This window comes from Rheinheimera hassiensis (genome assembly GCF_022436675.1).
GTDB classification, from domain to species: Bacteria; Pseudomonadota; Gammaproteobacteria; order Enterobacterales; family Alteromonadaceae; genus Alishewanella; species Alishewanella hassiensis.
In genome coordinates this window covers 405,719-428,611 of the sequence record NZ_JAKUJZ010000003.1, presented here as the reverse complement: position 1 = coordinate 428,611, position 22,893 = coordinate 405,719, and the positions used below count along the sequence as shown (strand labels likewise).

The 22,893-nt window shown below is 45.2% G+C and carries 21 protein-coding genes; all 21 read left to right on the top strand.

What is annotated here, in order from left to right; genetic code table 11:
• Nucleotides 1–11 precede the first annotated feature (11 nt).
• The 21 genes from MJX74_RS07820 (at nucleotide 12) to MJX74_RS07720 (ending at nucleotide 22,891) form a co-directional block, all read left to right on the top strand.
• On the top strand, nucleotides 12–1,016 hold the full coding sequence (locus MJX74_RS07820) for an SDR family oxidoreductase (RefSeq protein ID WP_240222275.1): 1,005 nt from the start codon (nucleotides 12–14) through the stop codon (nucleotides 1,014–1,016).
• Between the two features lie 51 nt (nucleotides 1,017–1,067).
• Complete coding sequence (gene tviB / locus MJX74_RS07815; protein WP_240222274.1) at nucleotides 1,068–2,345, top strand: Vi polysaccharide biosynthesis UDP-N-acetylglucosamine C-6 dehydrogenase TviB; 1,278 nt, start codon at nucleotides 1,068–1,070, stop codon at nucleotides 2,343–2,345.
• 93 nt (nucleotides 2,346–2,438) lie between these two features.
• Nucleotides 2,439–2,972 carry a dTDP-4-dehydrorhamnose 3,5-epimerase gene (rfbC, locus tag MJX74_RS07810; RefSeq protein WP_240222273.1) on the top strand — a complete coding sequence of 178 codons (534 nt, stop codon included), beginning with the start codon at nucleotides 2,439–2,441 and terminating at the stop codon, nucleotides 2,970–2,972.
• Nucleotides 2,969–3,832, top strand: coding sequence for a dTDP-4-dehydrorhamnose reductase (gene rfbD, locus MJX74_RS07805; RefSeq protein ID WP_240222272.1), 864 nt, complete (start codon nucleotides 2,969–2,971; stop codon nucleotides 3,830–3,832). Before rfbC ends, rfbD begins: the two co-directional genes overlap by 4 nt.
• Nucleotides 3,829–4,857, top strand: a complete 1,029-nt coding sequence (gene rfbB / locus MJX74_RS07800; protein ID WP_240222271.1) for a dTDP-glucose 4,6-dehydratase — start codon at nucleotides 3,829–3,831, stop codon at nucleotides 4,855–4,857. The genes rfbD and rfbB overlap by 4 nt, the downstream gene beginning before the upstream one ends.
• Nucleotides 4,858–5,130: 273 nt before the next feature.
• On the top strand, nucleotides 5,131–7,887 hold the full coding sequence (locus MJX74_RS07795; RefSeq protein ID WP_240222270.1) for an SLBB domain-containing protein: 2,757 nt from the start codon (nucleotides 5,131–5,133) through the stop codon (nucleotides 7,885–7,887).
• 129 nt (nucleotides 7,888–8,016) lie between these two features.
• Nucleotides 8,017–8,937 carry a Wzz/FepE/Etk N-terminal domain-containing protein gene (locus MJX74_RS07790; protein ID WP_240222268.1) on the top strand — a complete coding sequence of 307 codons (921 nt, stop codon included), beginning with the start codon at nucleotides 8,017–8,019 and terminating at the stop codon, nucleotides 8,935–8,937.
• Between the two features lie 18 nt (nucleotides 8,938–8,955).
• Complete coding sequence (gene tviB, locus MJX74_RS07785; RefSeq protein ID WP_240222266.1) at nucleotides 8,956–10,233, top strand: Vi polysaccharide biosynthesis UDP-N-acetylglucosamine C-6 dehydrogenase TviB; 1,278 nt, start codon at nucleotides 8,956–8,958, stop codon at nucleotides 10,231–10,233.
• Nucleotides 10,234–10,250: 17 nt separating this feature from the next.
• Nucleotides 10,251–11,204: a Gfo/Idh/MocA family oxidoreductase gene (locus tag MJX74_RS07780; protein WP_240222264.1), complete on the top strand. Its 954-nt coding sequence runs from the start codon at nucleotides 10,251–10,253 to the stop codon at nucleotides 11,202–11,204.
• A gap of 1 nt (nucleotide 11,205) precedes the next feature.
• Nucleotides 11,206–11,787 carry an acyltransferase gene (gene wbpD, locus MJX74_RS07775; protein ID WP_240222262.1) on the top strand — a complete coding sequence of 194 codons (582 nt, stop codon included), beginning with the start codon at nucleotides 11,206–11,208 and terminating at the stop codon, nucleotides 11,785–11,787.
• A 1-nt stretch (nucleotide 11,788) separates the two neighbouring features.
• Nucleotides 11,789–12,916: a DegT/DnrJ/EryC1/StrS family aminotransferase gene (locus MJX74_RS07770; RefSeq protein ID WP_240222261.1), complete on the top strand. Its 1,128-nt coding sequence runs from the start codon at nucleotides 11,789–11,791 to the stop codon at nucleotides 12,914–12,916.
• Nucleotides 12,903–14,201 carry a lipopolysaccharide biosynthesis protein gene (locus MJX74_RS07765; protein ID WP_240222259.1) on the top strand — a complete coding sequence of 433 codons (1,299 nt, stop codon included), beginning with the start codon at nucleotides 12,903–12,905 and terminating at the stop codon, nucleotides 14,199–14,201. Before MJX74_RS07770 ends, MJX74_RS07765 begins: the two co-directional genes overlap by 14 nt.
• 8 nt (nucleotides 14,202–14,209) lie before the next feature.
• On the top strand, nucleotides 14,210–15,400 hold the full coding sequence (locus MJX74_RS07760; RefSeq protein WP_240222257.1) for a UDP-N-acetylglucosamine 4,6-dehydratase: 1,191 nt from the start codon (nucleotides 14,210–14,212) through the stop codon (nucleotides 15,398–15,400).
• 8 nt (nucleotides 15,401–15,408) lie between these two features.
• Nucleotides 15,409–16,557, top strand: a complete 1,149-nt coding sequence (locus MJX74_RS07755) for a LegC family aminotransferase (RefSeq protein ID WP_240222255.1) — start codon at nucleotides 15,409–15,411, stop codon at nucleotides 16,555–16,557.
• The gene (gene neuC, locus MJX74_RS07750) at nucleotides 16,550–17,713 is read left to right on the top strand and encodes a UDP-N-acetylglucosamine 2-epimerase (protein WP_240222252.1); all 1,164 of its coding nucleotides are present in this window, start codon (nucleotides 16,550–16,552) and stop codon (nucleotides 17,711–17,713) included. Before MJX74_RS07755 ends, neuC begins: the two co-directional genes overlap by 8 nt.
• Before the next feature lies 1 nt (nucleotide 17,714).
• Nucleotides 17,715–18,788: an N-acetylneuraminate synthase gene (gene neuB / locus MJX74_RS07745; RefSeq protein WP_240222250.1), complete on the top strand. Its 1,074-nt coding sequence runs from the start codon at nucleotides 17,715–17,717 to the stop codon at nucleotides 18,786–18,788.
• A complete protein-coding gene (locus MJX74_RS07740; RefSeq protein WP_240222248.1) occupies nucleotides 18,781–19,413 on the top strand; it encodes an acetyltransferase in 633 nt (210 codons plus the stop codon). The genes neuB and MJX74_RS07740 overlap by 8 nt, the downstream gene beginning before the upstream one ends.
• An 11-nt stretch (nucleotides 19,414–19,424) precedes the next feature.
• A complete protein-coding gene (locus MJX74_RS07735; protein WP_240222246.1) occupies nucleotides 19,425–20,486 on the top strand; it encodes a nucleotidyltransferase family protein in 1,062 nt (353 codons plus the stop codon).
• On the top strand, nucleotides 20,479–21,180 hold the full coding sequence (locus tag MJX74_RS07730; protein ID WP_240222244.1) for an acylneuraminate cytidylyltransferase family protein: 702 nt from the start codon (nucleotides 20,479–20,481) through the stop codon (nucleotides 21,178–21,180). The genes MJX74_RS07735 and MJX74_RS07730 overlap by 8 nt, the downstream gene beginning before the upstream one ends.
• Entirely contained in the window at nucleotides 21,177–21,974 is a 798-nt protein-coding gene (locus MJX74_RS07725) for an SDR family oxidoreductase (RefSeq protein ID WP_240222242.1), read from the top strand. The genes MJX74_RS07730 and MJX74_RS07725 overlap by 4 nt, the downstream gene beginning before the upstream one ends.
• Nucleotides 21,968–22,891 carry a Gfo/Idh/MocA family protein gene (locus tag MJX74_RS07720; RefSeq protein WP_240222240.1) on the top strand — a complete coding sequence of 308 codons (924 nt, stop codon included), beginning with the start codon at nucleotides 21,968–21,970 and terminating at the stop codon, nucleotides 22,889–22,891. The genes MJX74_RS07725 and MJX74_RS07720 overlap by 7 nt, the downstream gene beginning before the upstream one ends.
• Nucleotides 22,892–22,893: the final 2 nt, after the last annotated feature.

The window sequence follows — 22,893 nt, the reverse complement described above, 5'->3', positions numbered from 1 at the left end:
AGAATTTTAATATGGATATTCTGCAACATTTGCAGCAAGCCCCTAAGCGCTGGTTGATTACCGGTTGCGCTGGTTTTATTGGCTCTAATCTGCTGGAAGCGCTGTTAAAAGCCAACCATCAGGTGGTAGGGCTGGACAACTTTGCCACCGGCCATCAGCGTAACCTTGATGAAGTGCAATCTCTGGTTAGCCCGGCACAATGGGCTAACTTTAACTTTATTAACGGTGATATTCGTCAGTTGGAGCACTGTCAGCAAGCCTGCATTGGTGTCGATTATGTGTTACATCAGGCCGCGCTTGGCTCCGTACCTCGCTCTATTAACGACCCCATTACCACCAACGACACCAATATCAGTGGCTTTTTAAATATCCTGGTGGCCGCGCGTGACGCAGGGGTAAAACGCTTTGTTTATGCTGCTTCCAGTTCTACTTATGGCGATCATCCGGCTTTACCCAAGGTCGAAGATGTCATCGGCAAGCCGTTATCGCCTTATGCCATTACCAAATACGTCAACGAGCTATACGCCGATGTGTTTTCCCGCACTTATGGCTTTCACAGCATAGGTCTGCGTTACTTTAACGTGTTTGGCCCACGGCAAGATCCTAATGGCGCTTACGCTGCGGTGATCCCAAAATGGACTGCTGCCATGATCGCCAACGACGATGTCGTAATTAACGGCGATGGCGAAACCAGCCGAGATTTTTGTTTTGTTGCCAATGCGGTACAGGCTAATATCCGCGCTGCACTGGCCGATATCAGCCAGAGCGAAGTATTTAACGTCGCCCTTGGCGATCGCACCACGCTAAATGAGTTATTTAATGGTCTGGCCCAAAGCCTGGCCGACAACGGTATTCACTACACCAAAGCCGCGCAATATGGTGAATTTCGCTCCGGTGATGTGCGCCACTCTCAGGCCGACATCAGTAAAGCCAAAACCATGTTGGGTTATGCGCCCGAGTATCGTATTCGCGACGGCTTAAAACTAGCCATGCCATGGTATATTCAGCAGCAATAGTCTTTGGTTTTTAATAATATTAAGTAAATGGATTTACGAAGGATTTTTAGTATGAAAAATATTGCAGATAGTCAGTTAGCTATTATCGGCCTGGGTTATGTTGGCCTGCCACTGGCCGTTGAGTTTGGTAAGCATTACACTACGTTAGGTTTTGATATTAATACCCGCCGTATCAGTGAGCTGAAGAACGGCGAAGATCACACGCTTGAAGTAAGCAGCGAAGAGCTAAAACAAGCCGGTAAACTGAGTTACAGCAGCAATCTGGACGATTTACGCCGTGCCAATGTCTATATTGTTACCGTGCCAACACCGATAGACGAGCACCGCCAGCCCGACTTAACCCCGCTGATTAAAGCCTCTGAAACCTTAGGCAAAGTGATAAAAGCCGGCGATGTAGTGATTTACGAATCAACCGTTTACCCAGGTGCTACCGAAGAAGACTGTATACCGGTAATCGAGCGGGTATCCGGGCTTAAATATAATGTCGATTTTTTTGCCGGCTACAGCCCGGAGCGGATAAACCCGGGCGATAAAGAACACCGTGTTACCACCATTAAAAAAGTCACTTCCGGCTCTACGCCAGACATAGCCGAATTTGTTGATAAGCTGTACGGCAGTATTATTACAGCCGGTACATACAAAGCCAGCTCTATCCGGGTAGCAGAAGCCGCCAAGGTTATCGAAAACACCCAGCGAGACTTAAACATTGCGCTTATCAACGAGCTGGCGGTAATTTTTAACAAGCTGGGCATTGATACTGAAGAAGTACTGCTGGCAGCGGGCACCAAATGGAACTTCCTGCCGTTTCGGCCGGGTTTGGTGGGCGGCCACTGTATAGGGGTAGACCCTTACTACCTAACCCACAAAGCCCAGGCTATTGGCTATCACCCCGAGGTTATTCTGGCCGGGCGGCGTATTAACGACAGCATGGGCCGCTATGTGGTAAGCGAACTGGTAAAAGCCATGGTAAAACGCCGCGTGCATGTGGCCGGAGCCAAAGTATTAATTATGGGTTTAACCTTTAAAGAAAACTGTCCGGATATCCGTAATACTAAAGTCGTGGATATCCTGGCCGAGCTAAAAGAATACGGCGTTGAAGCCGATGTATTTGACCCCTGGGTAGATGCAGCAGAAGCACAGCACGAATACGGCATTACACTGGTACAGCAGCCAGAGCAGGGCAGTTACGATGCGGTAATTCTTGCAGTAGGCCATAAACAATTCCGTGATTTGGGGGCTGAGGGCATCAGAGCCTACAGTAAACCCAGCGGCGTGCTATACGATTTAAAATACGTGCTTAGCGCTGCCGACAGCGACTTACGGCTGTAAATGTCTGGCGGGTAGTTTTCCCGCTAGCTTTTACCAGTAGTTATAGCGCCGATACGGTATAATCGGCGCCTGTTTTACTAATACAACAAGCCAATGAATATTACACCTAGCCGTTTAGCCGGTTGTTTACTGTTGCAGCCAAATCGCTTTAGTGATGAGCGCGGTTTTTTTCAGGAAAACTACCGCGCTGCTGCTTATTATGATGCCGGCATCACAGAGCCTTTAGTGCAGGATAACTGGTCACGTTCAGTTAAAGGGATACTGCGCGGCATGCATTTTCAGCGCAACCAGCCCCAGGGCAAGCTTATCAGCGTGCTGCGCGGCGAAATCTATGACGTAGCCATTGATATCCGCAAAGAGTCCGCCACCTTTGGCCAGTGGCAGAGCGTAGTGTTATCTGAGCATAATACGCAGCAACTGTGGTTGCCTCCGGGCTTTGCCCATGGTTTTTTGGTGCTGTCAGATGTTGCCGATGTGATCTACAAAACCAGCAGTTACTATAATGCCGCCGATGAAGCCAGTTTCTGCTGGAATGATCCACAGCTGGGCATTACCTGGCCGGCACAACCACAATTGTTGTCGGCAAAAGATGCCGCAGCCCCTAGCTTTGCTGCTGCACTGGCATGAAGCTGTTATTACTGGGTGCTAACGGCCAACTGGGGCAGGCCCTGCTGCAACAGTTGCAACAGCAACAGCCGTTTCAGTACCTGGCGTTAAGCCGCAGCCAACTGGATATTACCGACCTTAATGCTGTTGCTACTGTCATGGCACAGTATCGGCCTGATGTAGTAATAAATTGCGCTGCTTACACCGCAGTTGATAACGCCGAACAGCAAGCTGCCGCCTGCATTGCTGTTAATGCCACTGCCGTTGGCCATTTGGCTGAGTTTTGTCGGCAGTGCAACAGCTTACTGCTGCAGTTTTCTACCGACTATGTGTTTAACGGCCGTAACCAGAAAGCCTATACCGAACAAGATATTCCAGCCCCACTTAATGTTTATGGCCACTCTAAGTTACAGGCTGAGCAGGTAATACAGGCATCTTGCAGTAAATATGTCATTTTGCGTACCAGTTGGTTATTCAGCGCATTTGGCCATAATTTTTACCGCACTATGCTAAAGCTGGCGCAACGTGGCCAGATAATTCAGGTAGTTAATGATCAATTCGGTTGCCCCACCTACGCCGGTGATCTTGCCGCTGTGGTGCTGCAACTGTTGCAACGCTATCAGCAACAGGGCAGTTTAGCCTATGGTATTTATCACCTGGCAGGCAGCCCGGCAGTAAGCTGGTACCAGTTTGCTGAAGCTATTTTTGCTGCGCATCAGCTTAAGGTTAATCTTCAGGCTATTAACAGCGCAAGCTGGCCGACACTGGCCGCACGCCCTGCCAACTCAGTACTTGAGTGCAATAAATTTTGCGCTACATTCGCTATCGCAGTACCGCAGTGGCAAGCCAGACTGCAGCAACTCGCTTCAGGAGACGCATGACTATTTTTATCACCGGTGGCTGTGGCTTTATTGGCTCAGCGCTTATCCGTTATCTGCTTAATAATACTGCTTATACCGTGGTTAATCTGGATAAGCTGACATACGCTGCCAACCCTGCAGCGCTGGCAGAAGTTGAACAATCAGATCGCTACCATTTTGTGCAACTGGATATTTGCGATCTTAATGCGCTACAACAGGTATTTGCCCGTTATCAGCCTTCAGCGGTTATGCATCTGGCGGCAGAAAGCCATGTCGACCGCTCTATCGCCGGTGCATCGGCTTTTATCGATACCAATATTAACGGTACTTTTGCTTTGCTTGAGGCCAGCCGGCAATACTGGCAAGCGCTTGGTGCCAACCAGCAGCAGGCATTTCGCTTTCATCATATTTCAACCGACGAAGTCTATGGCGATCTGGCAACACAAACTGCACCAGCTTTTACCGAGCATACCCCCTATGCGCCCAGCAGCCCTTATGCAGCCAGCAAAGCCGCCAGTGACCATCTGGTTCGGGCCTGGCATCGTACTTATGGTTTACCGGTAGTTATCAGCAATTGCTCCAATAATTACGGCCCCTGGCAGCATGCAGAAAAGCTTATTCCCAATACCATCAGTAAAGCATTAAGCGGCCAGCCAATACCGGTGTATGGTAATGGTGAGCAAATTCGTGACTGGTTATTTGTAGAAGATCACGCCCAGGCTTTGCACAAGATAGTAACCGAAGGCAAAGTGGGTGAAACCTACAACATTGGTGGCAATAACGAAAAACAAAATATAGAAGTGGTTAACGCTATCTGTGAACTCTTGGATGAATTAGCGCCAATGCACCAGCGCGGTTATCCACTAAACACTAAACACTCAACACTTATAACTCACGTAACGGATCGCCCAGGCCACGATATACGTTATGCGGTAAACACGACAAAAATCCGGCAACAGCTGCATTGGCAGCCTGCTGAAACGTTCAGCAGTGGCTTGCGTAGAACAGTTCTTTGGTATCTGTTCCAACTGAATGGCAGATTATAACTGAAAAAAATGGCAACACACTTGACTAGTGGTGGAAAAAAATACAACTGTACGGTCGAAGCGCGAAAAGAAGCAATAACATTCGATTATTTTGCAAAAAAACGATAGAATTTTCTGGTTTTTTGTCAATCCCTATGGTCAAAGCTGTCGCTTGTTATAGATATTTTATATCCAGCATAAATTAGTGGATGGTAATGTACTGATGTTCAGTGACAATATCTCTGAAACAAGTGAATCAGATGGTTAGATCAATAATAAAACTGGAGTTTACGGGTGCTTAAATTTGTTAAAAGTCTTTTACTGACGTTTACTCTTGCAATAACACCGATTGTCGCATTGGCTCAAGCAATATCGCCTGCTATGTTAGAACAATTTAAAACGTTGCCTCGTGCCGAACAAGAACGTTTGGCTAGGCAGTATGGTATAGATCCTTCCATGTTGCAGCGCGCAACTTCTTCTTCCAACACTCTTGTAGATAAAAGCAATAATACAGAAGTATTGAGTCAGCCAAGGCGTGAAGCAGCTGAGCTGGAAGAGGTGGGAAAGAAAAAGAAGAAAGAGAAGGGGCCGGTACGCTTTGGTATGCGCTTATTCGATGCAGAAATCAGCACCTTTGCTCCAGTTTCTGTTATGCCGGTACCCGACAATTATATTCTCAGTGTTGATGATGAGTTGCAAATACAGTTTTATGGTAAACAAAGCAGTGAACTAATGCTAAGCGTGAGTCGTGATGGCAAAGTTTTTATTCCTGATGTAGGACCAGTTTCTGTTGGGGGGCTAAGTTTTAATCAGGCTCGGGAACTAATCACTTCTCGCGTAAGAAACACAGTAATGGGGACTGAGGTCGCGGTAAGCATGGGGCCGCTGCGCACAATCAATATTTTTGTTGTAGGTGAGGCAAAATACCCCGGAGCTTATGCAGTATCAGCGCTTACTACGGTAACGCAGGCATTATTTGTTGCTGGTGGAGTCTCTGATATTGGCAGTTTGCGTGAAGTTACAGTTAAACGTGCTGGTAAAACCGTCAGAGAATTTGACCTTTATGATTTATTACTGCGTGGCGACAGTCGCAATGATATCCATTTACAGAATGGTGATGTAGTTTTTGTTGCACCTGTAAAAGCCATGGCTGAGGTCAAAGGTGAGGTGAAGCGTCCTGCACTGTATGAATTAAAAGCTAGCGACACTCTTTCAAGTTTGCTTAACATGGCAGGCGGAGCAAAAGTGGGAGCATACCCTCGAGCTGCTGTTCTTGAGCGTTTTAGCAATAATCTGCGTAGTTTGCAGAATCTGGATTTAACCGATAAAGCTGTGCAGCAGCAATTAGTAAAGAATGGTGATGTATTGCGTATAGCCGCAACATCCGACCAGATTGAAAACCAGGTTATTGTTGCCGGAGCTGCGGCCCGTCCCGGGTTTTATGCGTGGAACCAGGGTATGAGAATAACTGATTTAATTCGCGATCATTGGTCTGATTTACTGCCAACAGCAGAGTTAAATTATGCATTGATAGTACGCGAAGCAACACCGGGCATCATTAGTGAGTTATTGCATTTTAGCCCGGCAAAGGCGCTGGCGACCCCAGGGGGGCAAGATGACTTATTACTGGCACCTCGCGACAAGATATTGCTGTTTCACTATGCCGATCAAATGTTTGACCGTAATAAGCTCAACCTCTATTTAAGGGACACTATTCTTGCAAAAATTGACGATAATCAGGATCAGCGGTGGTTAATGAGTGATCTGTCTGTCAATGCTTTAGAAAAAGTGATTTCGTCAGAACTACCTCCTTCGTTAATAGCTGAAGATCCAGTTGGTATAGCAGCTGAGCAGCAAGCATTTGAAAATGTAGAACTGACAAAAACACAGCAAGATCAGCTATTATTGGATGAATTAAAAATCCTTTATGGCAGTGTATTTAATAGCCACGATAAAATTCAGTTAACGCAGTATTTAAGCCGAACAGAGTTATTGTACCCAGTGCTGCGTCAACTCAAATTACAGGCCCGAGTAGATAATAATCTAGCATTAATCTCAGTAACCGGTGCTGTGCGCGTGCCAGGTGAGTATCCTCTAACGACCGGTGCAAAAGTTGTTGACCTGATAAATGCGGCTGGTGGCCTGAACGATGCTACTTACGTCAGCCGGGTAGAGTTAAGTCGTATCCTTAGACAAGATACCCAACTCGAAGGTGTTACAGTAAAGCATATTAATCTTGACCTGAGACAAGCAATGGCCAATGGCGATGACAATATAGCCTTGCATAATCGTGATCGTTTGAACGTATTTAGTACCCCAGGTTGGGAAGATAAACGCGAAGTAGTTATTGAAGGCGAAGTGCGTTTCCCCGGTACCTATACTATTCAACGCGGTGAAACACTTTCTCAGGTTATAGCGAGGGCAGGCGGGGTATCTGAAAGTGCATTCGTATTTGGTTCTGTCTATACCCGGCAGCAAGTCAAAGAGAAAGAAGTGGTGCAGTACGCTAAGTTGGTTGAGCAGTTAAAAGCGGATGTAGCAACACGGGCACTTTCTGCTGCCAATGCACAAATATCACCAACAGATGCGATGACAATGATTTCTGAGCTGGAAAAAATAGAACCATTAGGCCGTCTGGTTATTAATTTAGAACAAGTCATAGCGGGAAACCCTGCTTTTGATATGGCAGTAGAAAACGGAGATCGTTTATTTGTTCCGAGAATAAACCGCGCAGTAACTATTGTTGGTGAAGTACAACATGCCGGTACCCATAGATTTGATGCCAAGCTATCCTTAAAGGAATATTTAGGCTTGGCTGGCGGTTTACGCAAACGGGCAGATGGTGATCGGACTTACATTATTCGGGGTGATGGCTCAGTTATGGTGCCAAAAACAGGCTGGTTCGCAGTGTCAAGCGACCAGTTAAAACCAGGGGACACTATAATTGTTCCGCTTGATACCGAGTATAAAGACAGCTTAAGTCTTTGGGCTCAGGTAACGCAGATTTTCTATCAATCTGCAGTGGCTATCGCCGCACTGAATTCATTTTAGCAATGTTCGGTTACTAGCAGCGATGCTGCTGGTAACCGGCTTCTAAGCCAAGACAAGTTACTCGTTGCTGCCCCAAATCGGCTAGCTACCGCTCGCAACTTACGAGTGAGGCATTTTTAAAGGAAATTTATGACTGATCAGCGTTACCACCCTTCCGACGACGAAATCGATTTGCGTCAGCTTTTCGTAGCTATTTGGCGTGGCAAGTGGTTTGTCATAGCAATGACATTCATATTTATAGTTTCATCTGTATTTTATGCAATGAGTTTGCCTAATATCTATAAAAGTGAGGCCTTACTTATACCGGCTTCCGGTAGCTCTGGTATAAAAATGCCTGGTCAGTTAGGCGGCTTGGCCGCTTTGGCTGGCGTTAATTTGGGTGCTGGTGTTGGAGCCGATAAATCAGCTATCGCAGTAGAGGTGCTTAAATCAAGAAATTTTCTCATTTATTTTATTGAAAAATACAATTTATATGTGCCTTTGATGGCTGCTGAAGGGTGGGGGGTAGAAGATAACGAGTTATTTTTAAATCCCAAAGTGTATGATAAAGATAACGAGCGATGGTTGCGTAAGGTCTCGCCTCCATTTGAAGCCAAACCCTCTAAAATTGAAGCGTTTAATGTTCTGTCAAAATTGCTAACGGTTTCTGTAGATATAAAAACTGGGCTTATTGATCTGTCGGTAGAACACTATTCCCCTTATTTAGCTCAGGAGTGGGCTTCATTACTGATCAAAGAAATTAATGACGAAATGCGTAAAAGAGAATTGGAAGAAGCGCATAGTAGTTTGGCTTATTTAAATAAAACGCTCACTGAAACCAATGTTGCAGATTTAAGGATTACGTTGTTTTCATTAATTGAGCAACAAATGCAAACTTTAATGTTGGCTAATGTGCGGGATGAATATGTGTTCAAGACTATCGACTCTCCTCTCGTACCTGAAACTAAAGACAGCCCACGGCGCTCTTTGATAGTACTCATAGCAGCGGTTCTTGGTGGTGGGCTGTCTTGCTTGATTGTGCTAGTGCGTTATTTTTTCTCTAAAAATTAGTTTTGTTAGGTGTTGTTGATGAATTCTATGAGTAACATCAAGTTAGCTATTATCGGCCTGGGTTATGTTGGCCTGCCACTGGCCGTTGAGTTTGGTAAGCATTACACTACGTTAGGTTTTGATATTAATACCCGCCGTATCAGTGAGCTGAAGAACGGCGAAGATCACACGCTTGAAGTAAGCAGCGAAGAGCTAAAACAAGCCGGTAAACTGAGTTACAGCAGCAATCTGGACGATTTACGCCGTGCCAATGTCTATATTGTTACCGTGCCAACACCGATAGACGAGCACCGCCAGCCCGACTTAACCCCGCTGATTAAAGCCTCTGAAACCTTAGGCAAAGTGATAAAAGCCGGCGATGTAGTGATTTACGAATCAACCGTTTACCCAGGTGCTACCGAAGAAGACTGTATACCGGTAATCGAGCGGGTATCCGGGCTTAAATATAATGTCGATTTTTTTGCCGGCTACAGCCCGGAGCGGATAAACCCGGGCGATAAAGAACACCGTGTTACCACCATTAAAAAAGTCACTTCCGGCTCTACGCCAGACATAGCCGAATTTGTTGATAAGCTGTACGGCAGTATTATTACAGCCGGTACATACAAAGCCAGCTCTATCCGGGTAGCAGAAGCCGCCAAGGTTATCGAAAACACCCAGCGAGACTTAAACATTGCGCTTATCAACGAGCTGGCGGTAATTTTTAACAAGCTGGGCATTGATACTGAAGAAGTACTGCTGGCAGCGGGCACCAAATGGAACTTCCTGCCGTTTCGGCCGGGTTTGGTGGGCGGCCACTGTATAGGGGTAGACCCTTACTACCTAACCCACAAAGCCCAGGCTATTGGCTATCACCCCGAGGTTATTCTGGCCGGGCGGCGTATTAACGACAGCATGGGCCGCTATGTGGTAAGCGAACTGGTAAAAGCCATGGTAAAACGCCGCGTGCATGTGGCCGGAGCCAAAGTATTAATTATGGGTTTAACCTTTAAAGAAAACTGTCCGGATATCCGTAATACTAAAGTCGTGGATATCCTGGCCGAGCTAAAAGAATACGGCGTTGAAGCCGATGTATTTGACCCCTGGGTAGATGCAGCAGAAGCACAGCACGAATACGGCATTACACTGGTACAGCAGCCAGAGCAGGGCAGTTACGATGCGGTAATTCTTGCAGTAGGCCATAAACAATTCCGTGATTTGGGGGGGCGGGGCGTGCGGGCATTGTGCAAAGCAGACAGTGTTATTTATGATTTGAAGTATGTGTTGGATAAAACACAGGTTGATATTCGGTTTTAACAAATAGAGTTTATAACATGAAAAATTTTGCATTAGTTGGTGCGGCGGGTTATATCGCACCACGTCATATGAAAGCAATAAAAGAGACTCGCAATAATCTGGTTGCGGCATTGGATAAAAATGACTCAGTGGGTATTATTGACAGCCATTTCCCAGATGCTGATTTTTTTACCGAGTTTGAGCGATTTGATCGGCATGTTGATAAACTACGTCGGCAAGGTGTGGAGAAAAAGATAGACTATGTATCAATTTGCTCACCAAATTATTTGCACGACTCGCATATGCGGTTTGCGTTGCGTGCAGGTGCAGATGCAATTTGTGAAAAACCGCTTGTGTTAAACCCATGGAACATTGACGGCTTGCTGGAAATTGAGAAAGAAACCGGACAGCGGGTAAACACTATCCTTCAGTTGCGCCTGCATCCGGCTATCATAGCGTTAAAGCAAAAAGTAGCTGCCAGCCCGGCAGGCCATAAGTTTGATGTCGATCTTACCTATATCACATCGCGCGGTCATTGGTATTTGCAGTCCTGGAAAGGTGACGATAAAAAATCCGGCGGTATTTCCACTAATATTGGCGTTCACTTCTACGATATGTTGCACTTTGTATTTGGTGTTTTGCAAGACAATAAAGTGCATTACAATTCGCCGACTAAAGCGGCGGGCTATCTTGAGTATGAAAAAGCCCGTGTGCGCTGGTTCTTGTCAGTTGATGTAAACGATATCCCTATTGACGCCCGCGCAGCCGGTCAGCGCACTTTCCGCGCTATTACTGCTGATGGCGAATCTGTTGAATTCTCTGATGGTTTTACCGATTTGCATACTATAAGTTACCGCGAAATTCTGGCGGGTAATGGTTTTGGGTTGGAAGAAAACCGTGTCGCTATTGAAACTGTCGCACAGATACGAAATTTAGCGATATCGTCACTGACCGGCGACTATCATCCGTTTGTGACAAAGTTGGTGAAATAGCATGAGCCAATATCAGGTACATCCAAGTGCAATAATTGATGATGGTGCGGTTATCGGTATTTCCAGCCGTATCTGGCATTTTGTCCATGTTTGCAGCGGTGCAAAAATTGGCAAAGGTGTATCGCTCGGTCAAAATGTTTTTGTCGGCAATAAAGTCACTATTGGTGACAAATGCAAAATCCAGAACAATGTGTCGGTGTATGACAACGTACATTTAGAAGAGGGCGTGTTCTGTGGCCCCAGTATGGTGTTTACCAACGTGTATAACCCACGCTCGCTAATCGAACGTAAAGACGAATACCGCGATACCCTAGTTAAAAAAGGGGCTACACTTGGCGCCAATTGCACTATTGTGTGTGGTGTAACCATAGGTGAATTTGCTTTTGTTGGTGCAGGGGCTGTTATTAACAAAGATGTACCTGCTTACGCTCTTATGGTTGGCGTACCTGCTAAACAAGTGGGCTGGATGAGCGAGTTCGGTGAGCGCTTAAACTTGCCAGTATCCGGAGCAGGCGAGGAGCTATGCCAACATACCGGTACCCGTTACGTTTTGAAAAATAATACTTTAAGTAAGGTTGGCTAGTATGCAGTTTATTGATCTGGCAGCACAGTATCAGCATTTAAAACAGCGTATCGATAAGCGTATTCAGGCAGTGCTAGACCACGGCATTTATATTATGGGGCCGGAAGTGGAGCAGTTAGAGCAGCAATTGGCCGACTACGTCGGTGTCAAACACTGTATCAGCTGTGCCAACGGCACAGATGCACTGCAATTGGCCATGATGGTACTGGATATTAAACCTGCCGATGCGGTATTTTGTCCTACCTTTACTTTTTTTGCTACAGCAGAAGTCATTGCCTATGCTGGTGCTACGCCGGTGTTTATTGACTCAGACAGACACACCTTTAACATATCTGCGCAGCATCTTGAGCAGCAAATTGAGCGTGTACTGCAAGAAGGCAAGCTAACGCCCAGAGCGATTATCGCGGTCGATTTATTTGGCCTGCCAGCTAATTATCCTGAGCTGGAAAAGATTGCAGCTAAGTATCAACTTAAATTGATCGAAGATGCTGCTCAGGGATTTGGCGGTGAAATAAATGGCAAGCGAGCAGGTAGCTTTGGTGATATTGCTACTACCAGTTTTTTCCCTGCTAAGCCGTTGGGCTGTTATGGTGATGGTGGCGCGATATTCACTAACAACGACGATTATGCAGCATTATTCCGTTCTTACCGTGTGCATGGTAAGGGTAAGGATAAGTACGACAATGTTCGTATAGGTTTAAATAGTCGTTTAGACACAATACAAGCTGCTATCTTGTTAGAGAAACTGGCTGCTTTTCCTTCGGAATTGCAAGCCCGTAATAAAGTGGCGGCTATCTATTCGACACAATTAATTAATCACTTTGAAGCGCCCCATATACCTGAAGGGTACCTCAGTTCATGGGCGCAATACACGCTGAAGTCAGAGTCCAGAGATCTGTTGATGAGTCAGCTAAAGAGTGCAGGCATACCTACTATGATTTACTACGGTACTTGTATGCATCAGCAAACCGCTTTTAACTATCTCAATCACACAGATGCAGACTTCCCTGTGGCCAGTAGCCTTTGTAAAACAGTATTTAGCTTACCTATGCATCCGTATCTGGAGCTAGCTACTCAAAACACTGTACTAAGTAAGCTGTTTACTTTGACTGCAAATGCAACAGAATAGCGAAGAAACAGGAAGAGAATCTAAGCGAAGCCTTGTTTCTCTCTCAGCTATCTACCTCGTATCAAACTTGATTAATTCGGCAATCCCTTTTGTGTTATTGCCGATATTAACCAGGGCTCTGTCGCCTGCAGAGTATGGCGCTGTGGGTATGTTCCAAACCACTATAGCGGCAATGGCGGCTTTTATTGGGGTTAGTGTGCAGGGCGCAGCTTTACGAAAGTACTATGACAAAGCGGAAAATGAAGATTTATCCGCTTTTATTGGTAGTTGTATGCAGGTCCTACTTTTTTCAGCGTTGCTGGTTTTAGTCGTATTAACGGCCTTTTCTGAACAATTGTCTTTTTATACTGGTCTGGCTACAGACTGGTTGTATTTGGCTGTGGCAGTTTGTGTAGCTGACTTTGTCGTTCAGTTGCGCCTGACTCAGTGGCAGGTTCGTAATAAGGCGATCAGTTATGGTTTTACCCAACTTGTTCGTACAGTTTTAAATTTAACGCTCAGTCTTCTATTTGTTGTTTCGCTGACTCAAGGGGCTGATGGCCGCATCTTAGCGATAGTATTATCTTCAGTTGCTATAGGTTTTTTTGCTTTTGGTTCTTTAAAGTTTGATGGCTTGCTGACATTTTGGCGTTTTAGAAAAGACTATTTAGAGGAAGCGTTAAAGTTTGGGGTTCCACTTATTCCACACGTTTCCGGTGCCTTTTTAGTCAGTGCCGCAGACAGGTTTTTTATAAACTCGCATCTGGGGGCAGAAAGTACGGGTTTTTATATGGTTGCTGTGCAGCTAGCCATGGGTTTAGCCATCATATTTGACTCTTTCAACAGAGCTTTTGCGCCTTGGCTTTATTCCAATCTGAGCTCAGGAAGGACTGATTTGCATGGAAAAATAGTTCGATACACCTATCTTTATTATGGCTTTCTTTTAGCATTGATTCCGTTGGCGTTTCTGATTGGCCCTGCCATTCTTATTTTTATCGCCGGCGAAAAGTACAGTGCGGCGGGGGATGTAGTCGGTTATCTTGTAGCTGGGCAGATATTCGGTGGTATGTATTTGATGGTGACTAACTATGTGTTTTATTCGAAAAGGGTTGGTCTCTTGTCCTTGATTACTATAAGTGCTGGTTTAATTAATCTTTTGTTGTTAGTGCTGCTTTTGCCTGTCATGGGGATAAAAGGTGCTGCGTTGTCGTTTTGTATTTCTATGTTTATTCAATTTATTTTTACCTGGCTTTTAGCCGCCAGAAGACATTCAATGCCTTGGTTTAGCGCAGGCCGGATGATTTAGGAGTTTATATGTATAGTATATTAGCGATGATAGGTCGGACATCACCACTTTTCTCCACAGATATAAAGTCTTTTGAGCTTCAATTAAATGAGATTGTCTCTTCATCCTCATTTTTAGTTTTAGGCGGCGCAGGCTCTATTGGCCAGGCTGTGACAAAAGAGATTTTTAAGCGCAATCCAAAAAAGCTGCATGTAGTTGATATCAGTGAAAACAACATGGTCGAATTGGTGCGGGATATTCGCAGTTCTTTCGGTTATATCAACGGTGATTTTCAAACCTTTGCGTTGGATATAGGCTCTGTTGAGTATGATGCCTTTATCGAAGCTGACGGTGAGTTTGACTATGTGCTTAACTTGTCTGCGCTAAAGCATGTTCGCAGCGAAAAAGACGCCTTTACGCTGATGCGGATGATTGATGTTAATGTGTTTAATACCGACAAAACCATTGCCCAATCTGTTGCTAAAGGAGTGAAAAAGTATTTTTGTGTGTCAACAGATAAGGCCGCTAACCCGGTCAATATGATGGGTGCGTCTAAGCGTATTATGGAAATGTTTCTGATGCGCCGCAGCAAAGATATCGCTATTTCCACCGCCCGTTTTGCCAATGTCGCTTTTTCAGACGGTTCTTTGTTGCATGGTTTTAACCAGCGTATTCAAAAGCGTCAGCCAATCGTCGCGCCGAATGACATAAAACGTTACTTTGTCACACCACAAGAATCCGGTGAGCTTTGCCTGATGTCGTGCATTTTTGGCGAGAACCGCGATATCTTTTTCCCAAAACTCTCTGAAGCACTGCATTTAATCACCTTTGCCGATATTGCCGTAAAATATTTACAGCAGTTAGGTTATCAGCCGCATCTTTGCAGCACTGAAGATGAAGCTCGCGAATTGGTTAAAACCTTGCCGCAACAAGGCAAGTGGCCATGCTTGTTCACCTCCAGTGATACTACCGGTGAAAAAGATTTCGAAGAGTTCTTTACCGACAATGAAGTGCTTGATATGCAGAGGTTTGAAAACCTCGGCGTAATAAAAAACGAACCGCTGTTTCAGCCTGAGTTGCTTAGCTTGTTCGAGCAGGAAATCGCCCAAATGAAGCAGCAAAAAGCCTGGACCAAACCTCAATTGGTTGAGTTGTTCCACAAAATGATCCCTGACTTTGGTCACAAAGAAACAGGCAAATACTTAGACAGTAAGATGTAGGCCCTATTATGAGCGCAGCCCTTGTTGGTTTTATCCGTGAGCTTTATCAAAGCAATGAATTTATTCCGTTGCACGCGCCAACGTTTGCCGGCAACGAACTGAAGTACGTTAGTGAAACAATCGAAAGCACCTTTGTTTCAAGCGTAGGCAAGTTTGTTGATGAATTTGAACGGAAAATGGAAGGCTTTACCGGTACATCGAAAGCAGTTGCGACAGTAAACGGTACCGCAGCATTGCACGCAGCACTGTATATGGCCGGTGTAAAGCAAGGTGATTATGTGATTACTCAGGCGCTTACCTTTGTGGCGACCTGTAATGCTTTATATCATATGGGCGCTGAACCGATATTTGTCGATGTAGCCAAAGTCAGCTTGTCGTTATGCCCGGTGGCGTTAGACAACTATTTAACTGAAAATGCCTTTTGCAATGAAACCGGTTGTTTTCATAAAGCCAATAAGCGCCGCATCAGTGCGGTGGTGCCGATGCATACTTTCGGTCATCCGGCAGAACTCGATGAGTTAGTAGCGATATGTCAAAAATGGAACATTATCCTTGTAGAAGATGCCGCGGAAAGCCTCGGTTCATATTACAAAGGTAAACATACCGGCACCATAGGCGAGCTTGGTGCGCTGAGCTTTAATGGTAATAAGATTATTACCACCGGCGGTGGTGGCATGGTGTTATGCCGTGATGCGGCACTGGGGGCCCGTACCAAGCATATTACTACTACGGCTAAAGTACCTCATCCTTATGAATTCTTTCATGATGAGCCTGGTTTTAACTATCGCTTACCCAACCTGAATGCCGCACTGGGCTGTGCGCAAATGGAAGTGCTGCCAAGCTTCTTGCAACAAAAGCGTAAAATTGCAGAGCAATACCAGCAGTACTTTGCCAACTCAGAATTTAACTTTGTTACAGAACCAGAGTATGCACAGTCGAACTACTGGCTAAATGCGCTGATTTGTCCGGATTTAGCCAGCCGTGATCAGCTGCTGAAAGTGACCAATGACAGTGGGGTAATGACCAGGCCAATTTGGAAGTTGATGCATCGCCTGCCGATGTTTCAACATGCCTTAAGAGATAGCCTGGTGGTATCAGAATGGTTGGAAGGCCATTTGATTAACTTACCCAGTTCTCCGGTAGCGCAGCATGGCTAAAAAAGTTGCAGTTTTTACCGGCACCCGGGCCGAATACGGTTTGCTGTATTGGTTGCTGAAAGATATCCAGGCAGATACAGAACTAGCTTTGCAGTTATTGGTATCCGGCATGCACTTGTCGCCGGAGTTTGGCCTTACTTATCAACAGATAGAGCAAGACGGCTTTCATATTGACGAGAAAATAGAGATTTTGCTGTCATCAGACTCTGCTGTCGGCACGGCCAAAAGCATGGGGCTGGGGGTGCTGGGTTTCGCTGATGCACTGGCACGGCTAAAACCGGATGTACTGGTTATTCTGGGTGATCGGTTCGAAGCACTTGCTGCGGCACAAACTGCGATGATATTACGTATTCCTGTATTGCATTTACACGGTGGTGAAATTACCGAAGGTGCATACGATGATGCTATTCGCCATGCTATTACCAAGTTAAGTTATTTACATGCTACAGCTACCGCGGAGTATCGGCAGCGGGTGATCCAATTGGGTGAAGCGCCCGGGCGGGTGTTTAATGTTGGTGCTATCGGCCTGGATCATTTTAAACGTGGCAGCTTTTTGTCAGTTGCAGAGCTGGCAACGTCATTAAAGTTTCCTTTGCGTCAGCCTTATGCGGTTGTCACTTATCATCCGGTAACATTAGCTGCAGAAGAGCCGGAAATCGCCTTTAAGGCTCTGCTGGAAGCATTGGACCAGTACCCGCAGTTGCAGATCATCATCACTTACCCCAATGCCGATGATGGTGGCCGGCGTATTATTCCGTTACTGGAGGCCTATGCCTCCAGGCAACCCGGGCGTGTATTGGCAATCCCGTCTTTAGGCCACGCCCGTTACCTTAGTGCCATTAAACATGCCGCAGTTGTAATAGGTAACTCGTCCAGTGGCATTATTGAAGTGCCGGCAATGGATGTACCTACGGTAAATATTGGCATGCGGCAAAAAGGCCGCCTGGCAGCAAAAAGCGTGCTGCATTGTGATGCAGACACGGCCTCAATTAGCAACGCGATTTCGATAGCATTAAAGCGTGAATATAAATCAGTTGATGAGAAAATACATAACCCTTACGGCCAGGGTGACGCCAGCCGCCAGGTAATACAGATGCTAAAATCTTTATCATTTAATGCAGTTAAGACATTCCACGATGTAAAGGTAAGTGAATAATATGACGCTCATTATTGCTGAAGCCGGTGTTAACCATAATGGTGACGAACAGCTGGCGTTCAAGCTGGTAGATGCTGCTTATGCTGCCGGTGCTGATATTGTTAAATTTCAGACATTTAAGGCGAAAAACCTGGTAACAGCACAAGCGTTACAGGCAGATTACCAGGTTACCAATACCGGTAAACAGGAATCACAACTGGCGATGCTAAGCCGGTTAGAGCTTAGCTATGATGCACATCATCAGTTAGTTGCCTACTGTAATAAGTTGGGTATTGAATTCCTGTCGACTGCTTTTGACAGTGAAAGTCTGGATTTTTTGGTTAATGATCTGGGCTTAACACGGTTGAAAATTCCTTCCGGTGAAATTACCAATGCACCTTTAGTGTTACAGCACGCCCGCACCGGTTGCGACCTTATCGTTTCTACCGGTATGGCAACCTTGGCAGATATTGAGGCGGTACTTGGCGTTATTGCGTTTGGTTATACCGCTGCGGCAGATGCACAGCCGTCAGTCGAGGCGTTTCAGGCTGCTTATTTTTCTGTTGAGGGTCAAGCTGCATTAAAGCAAAAAGTCACTGTATTGCATTGCACTACTGAATATCCCGCTCCTTTGGCAGATATTAACTTACGGGCAATGGATACTATTGCTGCAGCTTTTGGCCTGGCTATTGGTTACTCCGATCATAGCGAGGGCATTTGGGTACCGGTGGCAGCAGTGGCCCGTGGTGCCGGCTTGATAGAAAAGCATTTTACGCTGGATAAAAATATGGAAGGTCCGGATCATAGAGCCTCGTTAGACCCATTCGAGCTAAAAGCTATGGTTCAGGCGATTCGTGCTATCGAGTTGACACTGGGCGATGGTATTAAAGGGCCAAGGCCGTCAGAAATTAAAAATAAAGCGGCAGCCAGAAAAAGCATAGTTGCTGCACGTGATATAGCTTCCGGCCATATGTTAACTGCCGATGATCTGGCAGTGAAGAGACCCGGCACTGGTGATAGCCCTTACAAGTATTGGGCTATTCAGGGCAAAGTTGCATCACGTAGTTATAAAGCCGGAGACTTAATTTTTGAGTAAACCTGTGCTGGTGCTCGGTGCCGGCGGCCATGCGGCAGTATTGGTTGATATGCTGCGTCAGCTTAACCACACTATTGTTGGCTTGGTTGCCAGGGATAAACCGGCAGATAAGGCGGTGTTTGCCGGCATACCTTATTATGCTTCCGATGATGATGTATTCAGTTTTGACAAAGATCAGGTACTGCTGGTCAATGGTATAGGCTCCTTGCCTGGCCGGAATATACGTTCCGGGGTTCACCAGCAATTTAAACAAGCCGGTTATCAGTTTGTCACTGTAGTATCGCCACGCGCAATAGTCTCTGATTACAGCAGTTTGGCCGAAGGGGTGCAGGTAATGCCCGGCGCTATTATTAATGCCAACAGTATTATTGGTGCAGGCACTATTGTAAACTCCGGGGCCATCGTTGAGCACGACTGTAATATAGGCTCTCACAACCATATTGCGCCGGGTGTTGCCTTAAGCGGTGATGTGTCAACCGGCGACTATGTGCATATTGGCACTGGTGCAAGGGTTATTCAGAGCATTAAAATTGGCGATAATGTTATGGTAGGCGCAGGCGCTACGGTAATCAAGAATTTAGACAGCAACAAAAAGTTGTATGTTGCCAAACCATTTTTGGTTTAAAGGATTGTTAAATGAGTTATGACTGGAAAAATATTCTTATAAAGCCAACCGATTCTTTGCGTGAAGCACTGGCTATTATCGATTCCGAAGCGTTGCGTATAGCTTTGGTCACCGACAAAGAAATGAATCTGGTTGGGGTGGTAACTGATGGTGATATTCGACGGGGGTTGCTGAAAAATTTGTCGCTGGACGACAGAGTCTCGAACGTAATGAATCCCAGCCCTTTAACCATTAAGCCAGGTATGTCCCGTAAAGAGATTGTGCAGCTGATGCAGAGTAAAGGTATTTTGGCCATACCTGTTCTGGATGGAGCTAAAGTAGTTGGCTTAGAAACACTACAGCGTTTTAGCGGGCAAACTAAATATAAAAATCCTGTATTTCTTATGGCGGGCGGTTTCGGCACTCGCTTACGTCCACTAACAGATAATTGCCCTAAACCCTTATTAAAAGTAGGTGATAAGCCTATCCTTGAGATTGTGCTACAAAGCTTTGCTAAAGCAGGCTTCGTCAATTTCTATATATCTACTCACTACTTACCCGAGATGATCAGAGATTATTTTGGTGATGGGGCTAAGTGGAATGTGAATATTAATTATGTACATGAAGAGGATCCCTTGGGTACTGGTGGCGCCCTTGGCTTATTGCCCACGGATATAGAAGACTTGCCACTTATACTGATGAATGGGGATGTGTTAACTAACGTTGATTTTGAACGTGTGCTTGAGTTTCATACCAAACACAGTCCGGCGGCAACAATGTGTGTTCGCGATTATGAATATCAGGTCCCATTTGGTGTAATCAATGGGGAGGGTAACCGAATAATCAGTATGGTGGAGAAACCGGTGCAGCGTTTCTTTGTCAATGCCGGTATATACGTTATCAGTCCTGAACTACGTAAGTCGGTTGTCAGAAATGAGCATATTGATATGCCAGGATTGTTAGAACGTTCAATAGCAGAGCAGAACGATGTACTGATGTTCCCGATTCATGAATACTGGCTTGATATCGGCAGACTTAATGATTTTGAGAAGGCACAACGGGATTATAATACTTTAGGGCTTGAAAATGATTAGTAATCAAAAGGTTGTTGCAGTTATCCCTGCTCGTGCAGGTAGTAAGTCTATTCCTGATAAGAACATACGTAATTTGGCTGGAAAGCCATTGATTGCTTGGTCGATAGATGTTGCGCAAAGATCAAAGTATATCGATCGAGTTATTGTATCGACTGATGGTGATAAGATTGCTGAAGTCAGCAGAGAGTTTGGGGCAGAAGTTTTATCCAGACCAAGTGAGCTTGCACAGGATAGCTCCCTCGTTATAGACAGTATAAGACATGTCATAGCGACGCTAAGGCAAGAAGGGGATGCTTCTGTTGTTTTGGTGCTGTTAGAGCCCACATCGCCTTTACGCGAGCCTGATGACGTAGATAATGTAATAGAACAATTAGTGATGAAAAGCTACGACTCTGTAGCGACTTTTCGCCAAGCAGAATTAAACCCACATAGGGCATGGAAAATCATTGATGGGCAGGTTTGTACCTTTATACAAGGTGCTATACCTTGGTTGCCGAGGCAGCAACAACCTGAAGCATGGCAGCTGAATGGTGCTGTGTATGCGTTTATTATCGACAAATTGCCTTCTGATGGTGTGTCAATATTATTCGGGAAAATAGGTAGCGTAATCATGCCAGAAGAACGTTCATTAGATATTGATAACAATATCCAATTTGAGATTGCATCAGCCTTATTAAAGGACAGAGCATTATGATTAAAATTTCTGATTTGCATAATTTACAAGGTAAAACTGCGCTGGTAACCGGGGGCGCCGGTTTATTGGGGTCTCAAATCGCTGAGGTGCTGGCTGAGCATGGTGCAAACATCATTATCGCAAGTAGAAGTTTAGATAGCTGCAAACAAAAGTGTGATGAGATAAAAGCCGCATTTCCAACAGTCAATACAGTTGCTGTTGAACTGGACCTTACGCAACCTGAAAGCATTAAAGGCTGCATTCAGTCTAGTTTAGAAGCATTTGGAAAAATTGATATTTTAGTCACTTGTGCGTGGTCTGGAAAAAAGAATAGCTGGGATTCCATAACAGATGAAGATTGGAATTATGACATTGAAATCTGTCTCAATGGTGTATTCAGGCTTATTAAATACGCGACAGAGGCTTTGCGGGACTCTAAAGGTGTCATATTAAATATCGGCTCAATGTATGGCCATGTAGCACCAGACTACCGTCTTTATGAAGGTGTGCCGCAGGCAAATCCACCAAGCTATGGAGCGGCTAAGGCTGGCATTATCCAACTGACAAAATATCTGGCAAGTTTCCTTGCAAAAGATGGTATTAGAGTCAACTGTATTAGCCCGGGACCGTTTCCGTTTGAGCATGTTATCGATCAGTTCCCTGTTTTTAAGCAAAGATTGTGTGACAAAAATCCAATGGGGCGATTGGGTAAAGCTCATGAGATAAAAGGTGCAGCTTTATTACTTTGCAGTGATGCATCATCCTTCATGACAGGGCAGAATATCTGCATAGATGGCGGTTGGGCCGTATGGTAAAGGTTGGGATCATCGGGCTAAGTGAAGGAAACGGCCATCCATTTTCATTTTCGGCGATATTAAATGGATATGAACCGGAGTTCTTTTCCAACGCGGGTTGGCCAGGCATCTTGAATTATCTAAATAAAAGAGATAAGTCGGAAATTGCAACGCTAGATGCGCGTGTAACTCATGTTTGGACACAGGATAGGGATATTTCAAACCGATTAGCTGCTGCTTGTTTCATAGAGAATATTGTTGACGAATACGTCGATATGATAGGAGAAATAGATGCTCTAATTATAGCTCGTGACGACTACGCCGAACATTGTCGCATGGCTATCCCTTTTTTGAAGAAAGGCATACCAGTTTTTATAGATAAACCACTTACCTTGAGTCTGGAAGAGTTGGCTGTTTTCAAACCATATATCGAATCTGGCTTACTCATGTCCTGTTCTGGTTTCCGTTTTTGTCAAGAGCTCGATTCTTGGCGTCAGAATATTTCCCAATTTGGCTCAATTAAATTGGTTCAAGCTTCTGTTATAAATGGATGGAACAAATATGGCATACATATGGTTGATGCAGTTCTCAGTCTTGGTTTCTCAGCCCCCTTATATGTAGAGCCTGTTATTTATGAATCACATGAGTCCCTAAACTTAGTGATGGCTGATGGAAGCCTTTGTCAGATAAATGCATTAGGCGGTGAAGTCGTAGTGTTCTCTCTCAGTACATTTGGCACTAAAAGTTGTGAGACTGTCCAGATAAGAGATAACTTCACTGCATTTAGACGGACGCTATTTAGATTTATTGAACAAGTCCGTACTGGTACGCCTGCAATCAATCCTGGCGAAACGTTGTTATCGATTCAAACACTTATCGCAGGCAGAAAGGCGTTAGATACTGGAAAACGTGTTTACTTAAAAGATTTGGGTATTTGATA

Bases quoted from the DNA above. Each gene is read 5' to 3' on its own strand.
- MJX74_RS07730 (WP_240222244.1), top strand. From the start codon at position 20,479: ATGATTAGTAATCAAAAGGTTGTTGCAGTTATCCCTGCTCGTGCAGGT.
- MJX74_RS07720 (WP_240222240.1), top strand. From the start codon at position 21,968: ATGGTAAAGGTTGGGATCATCGGGCTAAGTGAAGGAAACGGCCATCCA.
- MJX74_RS07725 (WP_240222242.1), top strand. From the start codon at position 21,177: ATGATTAAAATTTCTGATTTGCATAATTTACAAGGTAAAACTGCGCTG.
- MJX74_RS07780 (WP_240222264.1), top strand. From the start codon at position 10,251: ATGAAAAATTTTGCATTAGTTGGTGCGGCGGGTTATATCGCACCACGT.
- MJX74_RS07765 (WP_240222259.1), top strand. From the start codon at position 12,903: ATGCAACAGAATAGCGAAGAAACAGGAAGAGAATCTAAGCGAAGCCTT.
- MJX74_RS07770 (WP_240222261.1), top strand. From the start codon at position 11,789: ATGCAGTTTATTGATCTGGCAGCACAGTATCAGCATTTAAAACAGCGT.
- MJX74_RS07735 (WP_240222246.1), top strand. From the start codon at position 19,425: ATGAGTTATGACTGGAAAAATATTCTTATAAAGCCAACCGATTCTTTG.
- rfbB (WP_240222271.1), top strand. From the start codon at position 3,829: ATGACTATTTTTATCACCGGTGGCTGTGGCTTTATTGGCTCAGCGCTT.
- tviB (WP_240222274.1), top strand. From the start codon at position 1,068: ATGAAAAATATTGCAGATAGTCAGTTAGCTATTATCGGCCTGGGTTAT.
- wbpD (WP_240222262.1), top strand. From the start codon at position 11,206: ATGAGCCAATATCAGGTACATCCAAGTGCAATAATTGATGATGGTGCG.
- MJX74_RS07760 (WP_240222257.1), top strand. From the start codon at position 14,210: ATGTATAGTATATTAGCGATGATAGGTCGGACATCACCACTTTTCTCC.
- tviB (WP_240222266.1), top strand. From the start codon at position 8,956: ATGAATTCTATGAGTAACATCAAGTTAGCTATTATCGGCCTGGGTTAT.
- MJX74_RS07755 (WP_240222255.1), top strand. From the start codon at position 15,409: ATGAGCGCAGCCCTTGTTGGTTTTATCCGTGAGCTTTATCAAAGCAAT.
- MJX74_RS07790 (WP_240222268.1), top strand. From the start codon at position 8,017: ATGACTGATCAGCGTTACCACCCTTCCGACGACGAAATCGATTTGCGT.
- rfbC (WP_240222273.1), top strand. From the start codon at position 2,439: ATGAATATTACACCTAGCCGTTTAGCCGGTTGTTTACTGTTGCAGCCA.
- MJX74_RS07820 (WP_240222275.1), top strand. From the start codon at position 12: ATGGATATTCTGCAACATTTGCAGCAAGCCCCTAAGCGCTGGTTGATT.
- neuC (WP_240222252.1), top strand. From the start codon at position 16,550: ATGGCTAAAAAAGTTGCAGTTTTTACCGGCACCCGGGCCGAATACGGT.
- rfbD (WP_240222272.1), top strand. From the start codon at position 2,969: ATGAAGCTGTTATTACTGGGTGCTAACGGCCAACTGGGGCAGGCCCTG.
- neuB (WP_240222250.1), top strand. From the start codon at position 17,715: ATGACGCTCATTATTGCTGAAGCCGGTGTTAACCATAATGGTGACGAA.